The sequence below is a fragment of the Rhodovulum sp. FJ3 genome (genome assembly GCF_032918305.1).
Taxonomy (GTDB): Bacteria; Pseudomonadota; Alphaproteobacteria; order Rhodobacterales; family Rhodobacteraceae; genus SAT37.
On the sequence record NZ_JAWJUU010000008.1, the window covers coordinates 57,588 to 74,820 of the forward strand.

Sequence of the window (17,233 nt, forward strand, 5' to 3'; positions counted from 1 at the left end):
CTATTGAGCCAAAGCTCAATTTGTGCCTAAGCTAAGCGAAAATGGGTGGAGACATGTTCGATCTGGTGATCTTTGATTGCGACGGGGTGCTGATTGATAGCGAGCTGATTTCGGCCCGCATGTTGATCGCCGAACTGGCGTTGCATGACGTGGACATCGATCTGGACTATGTCGCGCGGCATTTCCTTGGGCGCAGCTATCCCATCGTTCTGAAACAGATCCGGACCGAGTTTGGCATCAACCTGCCTGACACGTTTGAGGCCGAATACCGTGCCCGCCTGTTGGCCGCGTTTGCCGCCGAACTGACCGAGTGCAAGGGCGTGCGGGACGTTATTTCGCGTGTCGGCGCGCCCACCTGTGTCGCCACAAGCAGCAGCCCTGAGCGCGTCGCGACCTCGCTTAAATGCGTGGGTCTGGCGGGTCTGTTCGGGGATCGGGTATTCACCGCGTCACAGGTCAGCGCGGGCAAACCCGCGCCCGATCTGTTCCTGTTTACCGCCGCGCAAATGGGCGTCGCGCCCGAGCGGTGTCTGGTGATTGAGGACAGTTTGAACGGTGTTCGCGCGGGTCTTGCGGCGGGCATGACCGTGTGTCGTTATGTCGGAGGTAGCCATCTGGCCGGTAAGGTCGGACCGGACCCCGATGACGCCCGCGCACATCACCGCATCACCGATTTCGACCAGTTCTTCGCGACCTTCCCGGGGCTTCAGCGGATGGAGGATTGCAATGCAACCTAATGGCCGCAGCGAGACCGAGCGCACGCCGCTGGATCAAGCCGCCCGCGCGGGGTGGATGTATTACGTTGGCGGAATGACACAGGATCAGATCGCGACCGAACTGGGCGTGTCGCGTCAACGGGCGCAACGTCTGGTCAGTCGCGCCATGTCCGAGGGCTTGATCCATGTACGTGTCGATCACCCGATTGCAGAGTGCATGGAGCTTGAACGCGCGTTGATGCAGCGGTTCGATCTGCAACTTGCCCGCGTCGCGCCCAGTGCAGGGGCGGGTGTCGATCCGGCCCATGCGATTGCGCCGCTGGCCGCGTCTGTGGTCGAAAAGGTCATGGATTGCGCGGAAAAACAGACCATCGCGGTGGGCACCGGTCGGGCCCTGCGCGCCATGGCGGATGAGATGCGCACGATGGATGGCAAGCACCATCAACTGGTGTCGCTGATCGGGAATATCTCGCCCGACGGGACCGCGTCGAACTATGACGTGATCATGCGTATCGCCGATAAGGTCGGCGCGCCCTATTACCCGATGCCCTTGCCGGTGTTCGTGGAATCCGATCACGCGCGTGACCTGTTCTACGGCCTGAAACAGGTGCAGGTGGTCGAACAACTGGCCGCGCATGCCGATGTCACCTTTGTCGGCGTAGGCCAGATGGACGTGACAGCACCGATGATGGTGGACGGGTTCGTCGACCCCGAGGCCCGAAATGAGCTTGAGGCCGCAGGCGCGGTCGGCGAGATCGCAAGCTGGGTCTATGACGAGAATGGGGCCTATATCGATTCAATGCACAATCGGCGAATCGGTGGTCTACGGGCGGGGGCAAACCCCGACGGGATGGTCATTGGTGTGGCTGGTGGCCGTGCAAAGTACCCCGCGATCAAGGCCGCGTTGAAGGGCCGTTTGATCAATGGCTTAGTCACCGACGAGCACACCGCGCGCTTTATTTTACAGTAAAACTGACAACCGAATTGCCGTTTCACGGTGAAAGAGGTTGACATCTTTTCGTCCTGATGTGAGCATATGCTCACTAAATGGGTAAATGCTCACGTAGCATCCTTGGGAGGAAATAATGAAAACTTCTATCCGCGTCCTGATGGGCGCTTGTGCACTTGGCGCATTGGCAACGGCTGCTTCGGCCGAGACCATCACCATCGCGACCGTCAACAACGGCGACATGATCCGTATGCAGGGCTATACGGACCAGTTCACCGCCAAGACCGGTATCGACGTTGAGTGGGTCACGCTGGAGGAAAACGTTCTGCGTCAGCGTGTCACGACCGACATCTCGACCAAAGGCGGCGCCTTCGACATCATGACCATCGGCATGTACGAAACCCCGATCTGGGGTGCGAATGGCTGGCTGGTGCCGCTGGACGATCTGTCGGCTGAATATGACGTCGACGACATCCTGCCCGCAATGGCAGGCGGCCTGAGCCACGACGGCACCCTCTATGCGGCACCGTTCTACGGCGAAAGCTCGATGATCATGTATCGCACCGACCTGATGGAAAAGGCTGGTCTGGAAATGCCCGCCGCCCCCACGTGGGAATTCGTCCGCGAAGCGGCTGCGGCCATGACCGACCGTGACGCCGACATCAACGGCATCTGCCTGCGCGGCAAGGCCGGTTGGGGCGAAGGTGGTGCATTCATCACCGCGATGTCCAACTCGTTCGGCGCACGCTGGTTCGACATGGACTGGAACGCCCAGTTCGACACCGAAGCATGGGCCAACACCCTGAACTTCTACGTCGGCATGATGAACGAAAGCGGCCCCGCCGGTTTCGCAACCAACGGGTTCAACGAGAACCTGTCGCTGTTCCAACAGGGCAAATGCGGCATGTGGATCGATGCGACCGTGGCTGCATCGTTCGTGACCAACCCCAAAGAGTCGACCGTCGCCGATAGCGTTGGTTTTGCTCTGGCACCCGACACCGGTCTGGGTAAGCGCTCGAACTGGCTGTGGGCGTGGGCACTGGCGATCCCCGCTGGTACCCAGCAGGAAGCAGCTGCAAAACAGTTCATCGAATGGGCAACGTCCAAAGACTACATCGAACTGGTAGCTGAAAACGAAGGTTGGGCAAACGTTCCCCCGGGTGCACGTACGTCGCTGTACGAAAACCCGAACTACATGGACGTACCGTTCGCCCAGATGACGCTGGACTCGATCCTGTCGGCTGATCCGAACAACTCGACCGTTGAACCCTCGCCCTATGTTGGCGTTCAGTTCGCCGCGATCCCCGAGTTCGCCGGTATCGCAACCGAAGTCAGCCAAGAGTTCTCGGCCGTTTACGCCGGTCAGCAGACCGTTGAAGAAGCACTGGCCAAGGCACAGGCCCTGACCAACGACGCAATGGAAGCCGCTGGCTACCGCTAAGCGTTCCTCTCGACGGGGGGCGACCCACGGGTTGCCCCCCGTTTTTCATCCCGTCGCTGCACAAAAGACATAGAACAAGGTGGCCCCGTGCCGCCAACAGAGGAAGTGCACCTATGGCAACCCAACATTCTCGTTCAGCTGCCCGCCTGATGATGGCACCGGCCGTCATTCTGCTCCTTGGGTGGATGCTGGTTCCGCTGACGATGACTTTGTACTTTTCGTTTAAAAAATATCTGCCGTTGCGTGGTGGCGATCTGGGATGGGTTGGCTTTGACAACTATGTCCGCTTTGTCACCAGCAGCTCTTTTTGGCCCAGCATTTATGCCACGCTGATCATTGTGGGGGGCGTTCTGGTCATCACGGTGACGCTTGGGGTGTTGCTTGCGCTGCTTCTGGATCGCCCGATGTGGGGGCAGGGGATTGTGCGCATTCTGGTGATCGCGCCGTTCTTTGTCATGCCGACCGTGTCCGCGCTGGTCTGGAAGAACATGTTCATGGATCCGATCAACGGTCTGTTCGCGCATCTTTGGAAATTCTTCGGGGCCGAGCCCGTGCAATGGATGTCTCAGGCATCCCTGCCGTCGATCATCATGATCGTTAGCTGGCAGTGGCTGCCCTTTGCGACGCTGATCCTGTTGACCGCGATTCAGTCGTTGGACGGGGAACAGCTTGAGGCGTCTGAAATGGACGGCGCGCCGCCCCTGAAACGGTTCTGGTACATCATCCTGCCGCATATGAGCCGCGCCATCACCGTCGTGATCCTGATCCAGACGATTTTCCTGTTGGCGGTGTTCGCGGAAATCTTTGTCACCACCGGTGGCGCATTCGGCACCAAGACCCTCAGCTATCTGATCTTCCAGCGCGTGCTGGAGAGCCAGAACATCGGCCTCGGCTCTGCGGGCGGCGTCTATGCCATCATCCTTGCCAACATCATTGCGATCTTCCTGATGCGCATCGTTGGCAAAAATCTGGACAACTGAGGAGGGCACCGAGAATGGCACGCGCTGTTACCACCCGCCGCAAGGCGATCAACACTGCCCTTGCTTGGGCCATCGGTCTGCTGATCTTTTTCCCGATCCTGTGGACCATCCTGACCAGCTTTAAAACCGAGGGTCAGGCCATCGCAGACCCGCCCATCTTTCTGTTCTTTGACTGGACGCTGGAAAACTATGCCATCGTTCAGGAACGCTCGGACTATATGCGCTATCTGGTCAACTCGATCATCATCGCGCTGGGCTCAACCGCATTGGGGATCGTGGTTGCGGTTCCGGCGGCGTGGTCCATGGCCTTTGTGCCGTCCAAGCGGACCAAGGACATCCTGATGTGGATGCTGTCGACCAAGATGCTGCCTGCGGTTGGTGTTTTGTATCCGATCTACCTGTTGTTCATCAAAATGGGTCTGTTGGATAGCCGCATGGGTCTGGTCGTGGTTCTGATGCTGATCAACCTGCCGATCATCGTGTGGATGCTCTATACCTATTTCAAGGAAATCCCCGGTGAGATCCTTGAGGCGGCCCGCATGGACGGCGCCACCCTGAAGGAAGAGATCATCTATATCCTGACACCCATGGCGGTGCCGGGGATCGCATCGACCCTATTGTTGAACGTCATCCTGGCCTGGAACGAAGCGTTCTGGACCCTGAACCTGACCGCCGCCAAAGCGGCCCCGCTGACCGCCTTTATTGCCAGCTACTCCAGCCCCGAGGGCCTGTTCTACGCCAAGCTTAGCGCGGCCTCGACGATGGCGATTGCTCCGATCCTGATCCTTGGATGGTTCAGCCAGAAACAACTTGTCCGTGGCCTGACGTTTGGCGCGGTGAAGTGAGGAAGAATAATGGGACAGATTTCTCTTAAACAAATCACCAAAAGCTTTGGCGACGTACAGGTTATCCCGCCGCTGGACCTTGAGATCAAAGACGGTGAGTTCGTCGTGTTCGTCGGCCCGTCGGGCTGTGGTAAATCCACGCTGCTGCGTCTGATTGCGGGGCTTGAGGACGTGACCTCGGGTGTGATCGACATCGATGGTGCGGATGCAACGGCATTGCCGCCCGCGAAACGCCGTCTGGCGATGGTGTTTCAGTCCTACGCCCTTTATCCGCATATGTCGGTGCGCAAGAACATCGCGTTCCCGCTGCGGATGGCGAAGATGGACAAGGCCGAACAGGATCGCCGCGTCACAGCCGCCGCATCGGTTCTGAACCTGACCGATTATCTGGACCGTCGTCCGGGGCAATTGTCCGGTGGTCAGCGTCAGCGCGTCGCGATTGGCCGCGCGATTGTCCGCGAACCCGCCGCGTTCCTGTTTGACGAACCTCTGTCGAACCTCGACGCCGCGCTGCGTGTGAACATGCGCCTCGAGATCAGCGAACTGCACCAGAACCTGAAGACCACGATGATCTACGTGACCCACGATCAGGTCGAAGCCATGACCATGGCCGACAAAATCGTGGTTCTGCAAAGTGGTGTGATTGAACAGGTCGGTTCGCCGCTGGAACTCTACCATACGCCGCGCAACAAGTTCGTTGCGGGCTTTATCGGCTCGCCCAAGATGAACTTTATGACCGGTGCCGAGGCCGCGAAACACGACGCCGCAACCATCGGTATTCGGCCCGAGCACATCACCACCTCGACCACGGACGGTCTGTGGAAAGGCGTGGTTGGCGTGTCGGAGCACCTTGGCTCGGACACTTTCCTGCACGTTACGCTTGAGGGCGCATCGGAACCGATCACCGTGCGTGTGGATGGCGAACTGCCGGTCCATCACGGCGACACCGTGTTCCTGACCCCGGACGAGAGCAAGATCCACCGCTTTGACGCGAATGATCTGAGGATCGCCTGATGCGTCTTGCGGGGAAAAACGCCCTGATCACCGGTGCCGGTCGCGGCATCGGTAAGGCCTTTGCCAAGGCCTATCTGGCCGAGGGTGCGACCGTCGCCATTGCCGACATCAATCTGGAGGTCGCCAAGGCGGCCGCGCTGGAACTTGGCGATGGCGCCTATGCGGTGCATCTGGACGTGCGCGATCAGGGTTCGATCGACAAGGCGGTCGCGGCGGTTGTCGCGGCGCGCGGGTCACTGGATATCGTGATCAACAACGCCGCTCTGTTCGATCTGGCCCCGATCACCGAGATCACCCGCGACAGCTATGACCGGCTGTTTTCGGTCAACGTGGCGGGCACCCTGTTCATGATGCAGGCCGCCGCGAAACAGATGATCGCCCAAGGCAAGGGCGGCAAAATCATCAACATGGCCAGTCAGGCCGGTCGCCGTGGCGAGGCGCTTGTCGCCGTCTACTGCGCGACCAAGGCCGCCGTGATCAGCATGACCCAATCGGCGGGTCTGAACCTGATCGAACACGGCATCAACGTGAACGCCATCGCGCCCGGTGTGGTGGATGGCGAACATTGGGACGGGGTGGACGCCCTGTTTGCCAAGCACGAGGGCCTGAAACCCGGCCAAAAGAAAGAACAAGTTGGCGCCGCCGTCCCCTATGGCCGCATGGGCCGGGCTGAGGATCTGACCGGCATGGCCGTGTTCCTTGCCTCGGATGACGCCGAATACATCGTCGCCCAGACGTACAACGTCGATGGCGGCAACTGGATGAGCTAAGAATGATCCCCAACCGAAAGTCAGACGCTATGACAACCAAACCTCTGTCATTGGCCACACTGCCAGACCTGACCAACATCGCGACGCCGGCCTATGACCGCGCGGACCTGTCGCCCGGTATCTTGCATGTCGGGATCGGCAACTTTCACCGCGCGCATCAGGCGGTCTATCTGAACGACCTGTTCCAAATGGGCCAAAGCATGGATTGGGCCCTGATCGGCGCGGGCGTACGCGCAGGGGATGAGGCGATGCGCCTCAAACTCAAGGAACAGGATTGCCTCAGCACGGTGATTGAACTGGCCCCCGGCGGGCACCGTGCCTCCGTGACGGGCGCGATGATCGACTTTGTTCCCGTGACGGATGACAACGCCGACCTGATCGCGGCCATGTCGCGCCCCGAAATCCGCATTGTGTCCCTGACCGTGACCGAGGGCGGCTATTATCTGGACCCTGAGGGCGCGTTTGACGCCGCTCATGCCGATATGGTGGCCGATGCGTCCACGCCCGATGCGCCCAAAACCGTGTTCGGCGCGATGATCAAGGCGCTGCGCAACCGGATTGCCGCCGGTGTGGACCCGTTCACCGTGATGTCTTGCGATAACCTGCCCGGAAACGGCCATGTCGCGGAAAACACGCTGGCCGGTCTGGCGGGGCTGTCCGATCCGGCATTCGCCCAATGGATCAAGGATAATGTGGCTTTTCCGAACGGCATGGTTGACCGCATCACCCCCGCCACTGGCCCGCGTGAGATCGAGATGGCGGCCACTGAATTCGGTGTCGATGATAAGGCGCCAGTGACCTGCGAACCCTTTCGTCAGTGGGTGATCGAGGACAAGTTCCCGACCGGCCGCCCCGCGCTGGAAAACGTCGGTGTCACCTTTACCGATCAGGTTGAGGCGTTTGAGCTGATGAAAATCCGCATTTTGAACGGCGGGCACGCGGTCATCGCCTATCCCGGCGGTCTGATGGGCATCGAATACGTGCATGAGGCGATGCAGGATCCGTTGATCGGGGCGTTTCTGGCCAAGGTCGAACAGACCGAGGTCGTGCCGATCGTTCCGCCCGTGCCGGACACCGATCTGGGGGCTTATCTGAACCTGATTATTGAGCGGTTCTCGAACCCCGATGTCGCGGATACGATCCGCCGCCTGTGTCTGGACGGGTCCAACCGTCAGCCCAAGTTCATCGTGCCGACGATCCTTGATAACCTGTCGCGCGGCACGATGCCGACCGGTTTGATCCTGCTGTCGGCGCTGTGGTGCCGCTATTGCTTTGGCACCGATGATACGGGGGCCGAGATCGCGCCGAACGATCCCAACTGGGATGCGCTGGTCGACCGTGCGGGGCGCGCACGGGAAAATCCGGCGGAATGGCTGCGGATGGATGAAGTGTATGGCGGTTTGGCCGACAACGCACTGGTCGTGGCGGAATTCACCAAGTGGCTGAATTATATATGGGAAAACGGCACCAAGGCGGCGCTGCAAACCTATCTGGATAGCTGATCGAACGCGCCGCCCCTTGGGGCGGCGTTTTCATTGAAACGCCCAGACCAACAGGCCCAGAACCATCGGAACCGGCACCGACAGGATCGTGCGCAGCAACAGGAAATGCCGCCCCATCAGCGGCAATTCATAGGCAATCGACCGGTTCAGGTTCACAATAGACCACGCCGTCACATAGGCCATCAGCGGGGCCAATGTCGCGCCCGCCTTCATCGCCGCCGCGCCAATCGCATAGGCCACGAATGGGCCGCCGGGCGTGATCAGGCCGAAAATCGTCGCCAATGTGATCCCCATAAGGCCCGATTCCGTGCCGAAGTTCCGCTCAATCTGATCAACGGGCAAGAGAACCGCCAAAAACCCCGCGCCGAGCAAGCCGACAAAGATGCGGGGCAACATAAAGATCACCGTCGCCTTGGATCGTGCCCACATCGCGGTGCGGTCCTCGGCGTCCTGCCCTTGCATTTTCCTGAGCATCCACAGGGCCAAACCCCATAAAACGGCGGTTCCGATGAGAATATTCATACATCCCGCCCCTGATACAGTTTCCGCGTGGCCCACCCCAAAAGGATCGGAACCGGCAGGGATAACGCCACCCGCAACAAAACAAAATCGGCGGGCAGGAACGAGAATTCCCAGATCAAGGTGCGGTTCAACCCCAACAGAACCCAGCCCGATACCAACGCGATCCCCGCGCCCAGATCGGCACCGGCGGCCAGCAGGCTGACGGTCAGGGGATAGGTGACACTTGGCCCGCCGGGGACAATCGCGCCCGCCAAAGTCGCGATAATCAACCCGCGCATTCCGCTTTCGGGGCCGACAAGGGCCTGAATCCGTTCCTTCGACACAAGAAACGGTAGGGCCGAGGCCATGATGACGCCTGCCACGATCTTGGGCACCAACGCGCCCGTAAACAGGGTTTCGCGTGCCACCACGTCCCAAAACGCGCCCGCACCATGGGTGATATAGACCGCAATGCCCGCGACAACCGCGACAAGGGTGATGAAAATCAAACTGCCATCGATCAGCTTTTTCGGCGTCGTCGAACCGGGCAGGGGCTTTTTAGATGCCATGTCCACCCCGTCTAACCCTATGGCGACGCAACGGAAATACGACGCCCGCCACCCCGCCATTGCGCGGCGCGTGGTCCCGTCGCATGATTGCAATCGTAACAGGCAAATAGGCCCCCATATGTCCGAGCGTCCCGCGCCCCCGACCCGTGATCAGTTCAAACAGTTCTACCCGATTTCAACGCGTTGGAATGACACGGACAGCTACGGGCACATCAATAACGCCGTTCATTATCAGCTTTTTGATACGGCGGTAAATCAGTGGTTGATCGAGACCGGTCTGTTTGATCCCGCACAGAGTGACGCCATCGGTTTGGTCGCCGAAACGGGATGCCGGTATCACGGTGAGATTCTGTTCCCGTCGGTCATTTCTGTCGGTTTGCGGGTCGAACATCTTGGCCGTAGTTCGGTGCGCTATGCCATTGGACTGTTCGCGGATGATCAGCAGGTTGCCGCGGCGGACGGGTTCTTTGTCCACGTCTATGTAGACCGCCACACACGCCGCCCGGTTCCGATTAGTGATAGTTTACGCGAGGCCATGTCTGCGTTGCAGGGATAGGCGCCGGGTTTCCATAAGTATCACTATTCGAACATATAGTTCAAATTTTGCTGAAAATTGCGAAATTGATTTCAATTTTCAAGCATGACGGTGGTTCGCACCTCGCAGGAGCGGATGCGCCTCTGTCTTAGACCATGTTCGAATAGTGCAACTTTTGCCGATTTTTACGAACTCTAGCCTCGCACGAAGAACCTGCTTAAAAAATATGCAAAATCTGCGGCGTGGCGGGAAAATGGGCGGCGCGGCACATGAAACCATTGCACCGCGCGCGGATCGTGTAATCTTTTGACCAATCGGTCCAGTTACGTTCCGGTGGGCCGCATGGGGAGTTTTATTTATGACACGACACACGTTTTCACGACGCAGTTTCCTGACCACCACGGCGGCAGGTGCTGTTGCGATTGGCACGCTGGGCAAGGCCGGTCGCGCATTGGCCGCAGAGCCGCTGAAGGTTGCGGGCATCTATACCGTTCCTGTTGAACAACAATGGGTTAGCCGTATTCACATCGCCGCTCTGGCGGCGCAGGACCGTGGCGACATCGCCTATGTCTATTCGGAAAACACGGCCAACACCGATTATCCGCGCGTCATGCGGGAATATGCGGAAATGGGCTATGACCTGATCGTCGGGGAGATTTTTGGTGCCGAGGCCGAGGCGCGCGAAGTCGTCGCCGATTACCCGAACGTGGCGTTCTTGATGGGCTCGTCCTTCAAAGAGGACTCCGCGCTGCCCAACCTGTCGGTGTTTGACAACTATATTCAGGACGCATCGTACCTGTTGGGCATCATCGCGGGCGCCATGTCCGAAACCGGAAACATCGGCATGGTCGGTGGTTTCCCGATCCCCGAGGTGAACCGCCTGATGCATGCCTTTATCGCAGGGGCCAAGGAAATGAATCCCGATCTGACGGTGCAGGTGTCGTTCATCGGCTCGTGGTTTGATCCGCCCAAGGCCAAAGAAACCGCGTTCGCCATGATCGAGAACGGCGCAGATATGCTGTATGCGGAACGCTTTGGCGTGTCGGACGCGGCCAAGGAAAAGGGCATTCTGGCAGTCGGCAACGTGATCGACACCCAACCCGATTACCCCGACACTGTGGTCGCCTCGGCGATCTGGCATTTCGAACCGACGCTGGATGCGGCCATCGCGGCGGTCAAGGCGGGCACCTTTACGGCGGCTGATTACGGGACCTATTCGTTCATGAAGGAAGGCGGCTGTTCTCTGGCCCCCTATGGCACGTTTGAGGGCAAAATCCCCCAAGCTGCGCTGGACCTCGTGAACGAACGCATGGCGGCGATCAAGGACGGTTCTTTCACGGTCGAGATCAACGACGAAGAACCCAAATCGTCCTAAATGGCCACGACTGTTCAGGCGCCGCCGGCGCTCTGCCTTGCCAATATAACCAAACGGTTCGGGTCGGTTCTGGCCAATGATGACGTCAGTTTCGACCTGAACCAAGGTGAGGTTCTGGCCCTGCTCGGTGAAAACGGGGCAGGGAAAACCACCCTGATGAACATTCTGTTCGGCCAATACACCGCCGATACGGGGTCTGTTTCCGTGTTCGGGGAAACCTTGCCGCCGGGCAAGCCGGGCGCGGCCCTGCGCGCGGGGGTCGGCATGGTGCATCAGCACTTTACGCTGGCCGCAAACCTAAGCGTCTGGGAAAATATTGCCCTTGGGACACAGGGGATCGGGTCGTTTGTGCTGCGCTCAGGCCAAGTCAGGGCGAAAATCCGTGATCTGTCGGCGCGGTTCCGTCTGGATGTGGACCCCGATGCGCGGGTCAGCACCCTGTCGGTGGGCGAACAACAACGGGTCGAAATCCTAAAGGCGCTCTATCGGGATGCGCGGGTTCTGATCCTTGACGAACCGACCGCCGTTTTGACCCCGCAAGAGGCGCAGGATCTGTTTGCGACCCTACGACAGGCGGTTGAGATGGGCCTGTCGATCATCTTTATTTCACATAAATTACATGAGGTTATGGCGCTGGCTGACCGGATTGCCGTTCTGCGTCACGGGCGGTTGGTGGCGACGCGCACGCGGGCGGAAACCAATCCGGATGAGCTGGTCTCGCTTATGGTGGGGACGGCGGTTGACCGGCACGAATATACCCCCCGCGCAATCGGTGCGCCGCGTCTGTCCCTGCGCAATGTATCAACACCCAGCACGGGCACGCGGTTCGGGTTGAGCAACGTTTCCCTGACCCTGCACGCGGGACAGATCGTTGGCCTTGCCGGTGTGTCGGGCAACGGACAGGCGGCCCTGTCCGATGTGATCTCCGGCCTGATGGCGCCAAGCGGTGGCGACATCGACATCGCGGGGCAGGGGATCACCGAATGGTCCCCGCGCATCGCCCTGTCCCACGGGATCGGTCGCATCCCCGAGGACCGACACAAGACCGGCACGATCGCCGATTTCGACCTGACGGAAAACGCGGTTCTGGAAACCTATCGTGATCAGTTTTCCCGCCGCGGCTGGATCGACTGGCGCGGGGCGCGTGCGCATGCCGAAACCTTGCGCGAAACCTATGATGTGCGCACGTCAGGGGTGGATAGCCGTATCCGTCTGCTATCGGGCGGGAATATGCAGAAGCTGATCCTTGGCCGCGTCCTAGAGCAATCGCCGCAGATCATTCTGGCCAACCAGCCGGTGCGCGGTCTGGACATTGGCGCGGTCACTTATGTGCACCGCCGCTTGGTCGAGGCGGCGGAGAATGGCGCGGCGGTTTTGTTGATTTCCGAGGATCTGGATGAGGTGCGAAAACTGTCCGATGTGGTTCATGTGATCAGTGATGGTCGCCTAAGCCCCCCGATCCCGCGCGATGACGCGACCCCCGCCGTTTTGGGCCATTGGATGGCTGGCAATGGGTTTGAGGGTGAGGTGCCGCATGCGTCTTGAACCGATTTCCGCCCCAACACCTGCGCGCCGGATCGTGCCGCCGGTCTTGGCCTTGGTCGCGACATTGGTTGTGACATCGGTTTTGGTCATGATCGCGGGGCGCGCTCCCGGCGATGTGCTGCGTCAGATCGTGATCGGCGCAGTCGGGTCGAAATTCGCCCTGCTTGAGACGCTGAACCGCGCGACGCCGTTGATTTTTACGGGCCTTGCCGTCGCGGTCGCCTTTCGCGCCAAGCTCTGGAACATCGGGGCCGAGGCCCAGCTCTATGCGGGTGCAGTCATCACCGTCATCCTTGGGACCGGCGCACTATCGGCCCCGTCGTTTGTGATGCTGCCCGTGTTGGCGGTGGCGGCGTTTATTGCGGGGGCGCTGATCCTGCTGGGGCCGGTGATTCTGAAAACCCGTTTGGGCGTGGATGAGGTTGTGACGACCTTGCTCTTCAACTTTATCTTTCTGTTGTTGGTGTCCTTTCTGCTTGAGGGGCCGCTAAAGGACCCGATGGGCATGGGGTGGCCGAAATCGGCGCGGATGCTGCCCGAGGGACGTTTGCCGCGCATTTTTGACGGCGTTCGTTTGCATTGGGGGTTTGGCGTTGCCTTGATTGCCGCGCTGGTGATCTGGGTGATGGACGCGAAATCGACCTTGGGGTTTGAGATGCGCGCGGTCGGTCAGAATCGCGACGCCGCGCGGTTCGCGGGCATTCCGGTGACATCCGTTATGATCAAAACGGCGGTGATTTCCGGCGGTTTGGCGGCACTGGCAGGATTTTCCGAGGTGTCGGGGCTTAAGGGATCGCTGACCTTGGATCTTAGCCCCGGCTTTGGCTACACGGGGATCGTTGTGGCGATGTTGGCCTTGCTGCATCCATTGGGAGTGGTGGTCGCCGCGTTCTTTGTCGCCGCGATTTTCGTCGGTGCCGATAGTATGAGCCGCGCCATCGGCGTGCCGTCCTATATTGCCGATATCATGCTGGCCTCGGCCCTGTTGTTTATGGTGCTGGCGATCCTGCTGACCAAATTCCGCGTGCGGAGGGATTGATATGGATATTCTCGACATCCTGTTTTCCGCCGCCTTTTGGGCCGCCACGGTGCGGATCGCGTCGCCGTTGATCTTTGCGACATTGGGCGAGCTGCTGTGCGAACGCGCCGGTGTTCTGAACCTCGGGATTGAGGGGATCATGGTCGCGGGCGCCTTTGCCGGTTGGATCGCGGTTTGGGCGGGCCTGCCTCTGTGGGGCGGTGTTGCGGTGGCGTTTCTGGTGGGCGCGATTCTGGGCGGGATACATTCGGTCTTGTCCGTGCCCTTTGGTCTGTCCCAGCATGTGGTCGGGATCGGGATGACCCTGCTGGCGACCTCTCTGACATTCTATATGTATCGCGTGATCCTGCCCGAGGTGTCCTCGCCGCCTAAAATCACCGCGTTTCAGCCGCTGGATATTCCGGTTCTGTCCGACATTCCGTTCCTTGGGGCGGCGCTGTTTTCGCAAACCGCGCTGACCTATCTGGCGTTCTTGCTGGCGGCTGTGATGGCCTATGTTCTTTATCGCACGCCCTTGGGCTTGGCCGTGCGCGCCGCCGGTGAACGCCCCGAGGCCGTCGCGACCCAAGGCCTGTCCGTCACCGCCATCCGCATGGGCGCGGTGATCGTGGGCAGCGGGTTGATGGCGATTGGCGGGGCGTTCCTGACCCTGTCGGCGTTTGACAGTTTCTTTTTCGAGATGGTGAACGGTCGGGGCTGGATTTGCATCGCGCTGGTCGTGTTTGGCGCGTGGCGTCCGGGCAAGGCGGTTCTGGGCGCGCTGTTGTTCGCGGCCTTTGACGCGTTTCAAATCCGCCTGCAACAGACGCCGATGGGCGCGATCCTGCCTTATCAGTTCTTTTTGATGATGCCTTATATTCTGTCTATTCTGGCGCTGATCGTCATGTCGCGGCGCGCGGATGTGCCTGCGGCCCTGATGGTGCCCTTTAACAAAGGAGAGCGGTGATGCTGGACCTCATTATTCGCGGCGGCACGCTGCCTGATGGGCGGGTGTGCGATATCGCGATTGCGGGCGACCGGATTGCGGACATCGCGCCGCGTATCGATGGAGCCGCGGCGCAGGAAATCGACGCCACCGGCGATCTGGTTAGCCCGCCGTTTGTCGATCCGCATTTCCATATGGATGCGACCTTGTCCTATGGCACGCCGCGGGTGAACGCGTCGGGCACGCTGCTCGAAGGGATCGACCTCTGGGGGGAACTGCGCGATCTGGCGACCGTGGATGAGATGGTCGAACGTGCCTTGCGCTATTGTGATTGGGCGGCGTCGATGGGGTTGCTGGCGATCCGGTCCCACGTGGATACGACGCCCGGTCACCTGAACACCGTGCGCGCGATGATTGAGGTGCGCGAAAAGGTGCGCCCCTATATCGACCTGCAACTGGTCGCCTTTCCGCAGGATGGCCTCTATCGCGCGGCGAACGGGCGGGCGAATGTGATCCGCGCGCTGGATATGGGCGTGGATGTGGTGGGCGGCATTCCCCATTTCGAACGGACCATGGCCGACGGGGCCGCATCCGTGCGGGACCTGTGCGAAATCGCGGCCGAGCGTGGGTTGCCCGTCGATATGCATTGCGATGAAACCGACGATCCCCATTCACGCCACATCGAAACGCTGGCCTATGAAACCACGCGCCTTGGTCTGCAGGGGCGGGTGGCGGGGTCCCACCTGACGTCCATGCATTCGATGGACAACTATTATGTGTCTAAACTGCTACCCCTGATTGCCGAGGCTGGGATTTCCGCGATCCCGAACCCGTTGATCAATATTGTCCTGCAGGGGCGGCACGACACATTCCCCAAACGCCGTGGCCTGACGCGGGTCAAAGAGATGCAGGCGATGGGCATTCCCGTCGGCTGGGGGCAGGACTGTGTGCTGGACCCGTGGTATTCGCTGGGCACGGCGGACATGTTGGATGTGGCGTTTATGGGCCTACACGTCGCGCAGATGACCCACCCGCAGGAAATGGCGCGCTGTTTCACGATGGTCACCGAAACCAACGCGGCGATCATGGGCCTGACGGACTATGGTCTGGAAAAGGGCAAGCTGGCCTCGCTCGTGATCCTTGATGCCGCCAATCCGGTCGAGGCCTTACGCCTGCGCGCAACCCGTCTGGCCGTGGTGTCCAAGGGCAATGTGATCGCCCGAACCCCCCGCGCGGATGCCGAGATGTCCCTGTCCGGACGCCCCCGCACGGTCGCGCGCCGCCACTAGGCACTTGTTGCATCGCTATCACGGCTTTTGACGGATCAGGCGCGCATTGAAAGGTGCGCTTGCGCGAACGGCCCGTTCTGCGGACACTGCTGGTTAATAAAAGATAAAAAATCTGAGGCAGCAGTCCAATGTCCCGCGTCGCGTTCATTATGGTCGCGGACGGTCCTCGTTTTGAGGTGCCGGCCATGATCCTTGCCGGATCGATCCGCCACATCCATGGCAGGTCGGTCGGTATCTATGCATATTGTCCCGAACCCAAGATGGCCGAGTTCGGCCCGTTGTTCCATGAGGTGATGGCGCATCATGACGTCACCATCGCCCCGATCCCAGACGGGCGGGACCTGTGGCAAGAGCCCTATCCCCACGGCAACAAACTATTGGCCTGTGCCGCACTGCGTCCCGAGGATCATACGGTTTACCTTGATACCGATATGGTGATGCTCTCGGACGTGTCCGACCTTTGGCTGGGTGAGATCGCACATACCGGCCACGTGTCCGTCGTCCCCGAAGGCATCCCGACATGGGGCCGTGATGATGTGGACTGGCAACCGGCTTATGACCTGTTTGGCCTTCCGGTGCCCACAACCCGCGTCCGCATGTGCCGTGGCAAGCGGCGTTCGACCCTGCCGTACTTTAACGCCGGTTTCGTGTCGTGGTTGGATGAGGGGACGCGCTTTGGCCAAACATGGCTGGACACCGCGATTGAGATCGATCGCTGCGACGCGATCGAGAACAAGCGCCCGTGGCTGGACCAGATCGCCCTGCCGGTGGCCATTGCCCGCACGGGACTGGACATGCATGTAGCGGAGCAGCGGTTCAACTTCTCGCTCTACCGCCGCGAATTCCCTGTGCAGGCTCCGATGTCGATTGCGCATTACCATATCCCTGCGGTGTTCCGCGCGGAACCGGCCTGCAAGGATATGCTGGAAACGGTGATCTCTGATCTACCCGAGTCGCTCTCTGGGGCCCTGCGAGAGGACACCTTGCCCTTTATGATGGCCATCAAGCGCCTCAGAAGGGCGCAAAAGCGTCAGGCAATGGCAATTGCTGCCGAATGATTCCGGGTGATTCACCCCAAATCCCTAGACAAGCCCGCCGCCTGGCGGGCTTTTTCGTTTTTCTTTCAATGGCAAACCCAAGAAAATAAGGCGATTTGGCAGGCCCCTGCATCTTTTTTAATATTTTTATGAAAAAGGGGTTGCGGGTGTTTGTTTGTGGCCGTAGATACCCCTTCACCG

General features: G+C 60.0%; 17 protein-coding genes. 15 read left to right on the forward strand and 2 right to left on the reverse strand.

Annotated features, from left to right (window positions below; all coding sequences use genetic code 11):
* Positions 1–53: 53 nt before the first annotated feature.
* The 8 genes from R1W00_RS16780 (at position 54) to R1W00_RS16815 (ending at position 8,217) form a co-directional block, all read left to right on the forward strand.
* Entirely contained in the window at positions 54–737 is a 684-nt protein-coding gene (locus tag R1W00_RS16780) for an HAD family hydrolase (RefSeq protein WP_317263922.1), read from the forward strand.
* Complete coding sequence (locus R1W00_RS16785; protein ID WP_317263923.1) at positions 727–1,686, forward strand: sugar-binding transcriptional regulator; 960 nt, start codon at positions 727–729, stop codon at positions 1,684–1,686. The genes R1W00_RS16780 and R1W00_RS16785 overlap by 11 nt, the downstream gene beginning before the upstream one ends.
* Before the next feature lie 115 nt (positions 1,687–1,801).
* Positions 1,802–3,106 (forward strand): ABC transporter substrate-binding protein, encoded by a 1,305-nt coding sequence (locus R1W00_RS16790; RefSeq protein WP_410901572.1) that lies wholly within the window; start codon positions 1,802–1,804, stop codon positions 3,104–3,106.
* Between the two features lie 113 nt (positions 3,107–3,219).
* Complete coding sequence (locus tag R1W00_RS16795) at positions 3,220–4,086, forward strand: sugar ABC transporter permease (protein WP_317263924.1); 867 nt, start codon at positions 3,220–3,222, stop codon at positions 4,084–4,086.
* 14 nt (positions 4,087–4,100) lie between these two features.
* On the forward strand, positions 4,101–4,931 hold the full coding sequence (locus tag R1W00_RS16800) for a carbohydrate ABC transporter permease (protein ID WP_317263925.1): 831 nt from the start codon (positions 4,101–4,103) through the stop codon (positions 4,929–4,931).
* 9 nt (positions 4,932–4,940) lie between these two features.
* Positions 4,941–5,945: an ABC transporter ATP-binding protein gene (locus R1W00_RS16805; protein WP_317263926.1), complete on the forward strand. Its 1,005-nt coding sequence runs from the start codon at positions 4,941–4,943 to the stop codon at positions 5,943–5,945.
* Entirely contained in the window at positions 5,945–6,715 is a 771-nt protein-coding gene (locus R1W00_RS16810; protein ID WP_317263927.1) for an L-iditol 2-dehydrogenase, read from the forward strand. The genes R1W00_RS16805 and R1W00_RS16810 overlap by 1 nt, the downstream gene beginning before the upstream one ends.
* Positions 6,716–6,744: 29 nt before the next feature.
* Positions 6,745–8,217 (forward strand): mannitol dehydrogenase family protein, encoded by a 1,473-nt coding sequence (locus R1W00_RS16815; protein ID WP_410901573.1) that lies wholly within the window; start codon positions 6,745–6,747, stop codon positions 8,215–8,217.
* Positions 8,218–8,247: 30 nt separating this feature from the next.
* Here the strand turns inward: R1W00_RS16815 and R1W00_RS16820 are convergent, their stop codons facing one another.
* Positions 8,248–8,739, reverse strand: coding sequence for a hypothetical protein (locus R1W00_RS16820; RefSeq protein WP_317263928.1), 492 nt, complete (start codon positions 8,737–8,739; stop codon positions 8,248–8,250).
* Complete coding sequence (locus tag R1W00_RS16825; RefSeq protein ID WP_317263929.1) at positions 8,736–9,287, reverse strand: permease; 552 nt, start codon at positions 9,285–9,287, stop codon at positions 8,736–8,738. The genes R1W00_RS16820 and R1W00_RS16825 overlap by 4 nt, the downstream gene beginning before the upstream one ends.
* Positions 9,288–9,405: 118 nt before the next feature.
* Between R1W00_RS16825 and R1W00_RS16830 the strand changes: the two genes are divergently transcribed.
* From R1W00_RS16830 to R1W00_RS16860, 7 genes are all read left to right on the forward strand, one after another.
* Positions 9,406–9,843, forward strand: a complete 438-nt coding sequence (locus R1W00_RS16830) for a thioesterase family protein (RefSeq protein WP_317263930.1) — start codon at positions 9,406–9,408, stop codon at positions 9,841–9,843.
* 337 nt (positions 9,844–10,180) lie between these two features.
* A complete protein-coding gene (locus R1W00_RS16835) occupies positions 10,181–11,197 on the forward strand; it encodes a BMP family protein (protein WP_317263931.1) in 1,017 nt (338 codons plus the stop codon).
* Complete coding sequence (locus tag R1W00_RS16840) at positions 11,198–12,742, forward strand: ABC transporter ATP-binding protein (protein WP_317263932.1); 1,545 nt, start codon at positions 11,198–11,200, stop codon at positions 12,740–12,742.
* Entirely contained in the window at positions 12,732–13,781 is a 1,050-nt protein-coding gene (locus R1W00_RS16845) for an ABC transporter permease (protein WP_317263933.1), read from the forward strand. Before R1W00_RS16840 ends, R1W00_RS16845 begins: the two co-directional genes overlap by 11 nt.
* Position 13,782: 1 nt before the next feature.
* Positions 13,783–14,727 carry an ABC transporter permease gene (locus R1W00_RS16850; RefSeq protein WP_317263934.1) on the forward strand — a complete coding sequence of 315 codons (945 nt, stop codon included), beginning with the start codon at positions 13,783–13,785 and terminating at the stop codon, positions 14,725–14,727.
* Positions 14,727–15,995 (forward strand): amidohydrolase family protein, encoded by a 1,269-nt coding sequence (locus R1W00_RS16855; RefSeq protein ID WP_317263935.1) that lies wholly within the window; start codon positions 14,727–14,729, stop codon positions 15,993–15,995. Before R1W00_RS16850 ends, R1W00_RS16855 begins: the two co-directional genes overlap by 1 nt.
* A 128-nt stretch (positions 15,996–16,123) precedes the next feature.
* Positions 16,124–17,053: a hypothetical protein gene (locus tag R1W00_RS16860; RefSeq protein ID WP_317263936.1), complete on the forward strand. Its 930-nt coding sequence runs from the start codon at positions 16,124–16,126 to the stop codon at positions 17,051–17,053.
* Positions 17,054–17,233 lie beyond the last annotated feature (180 nt).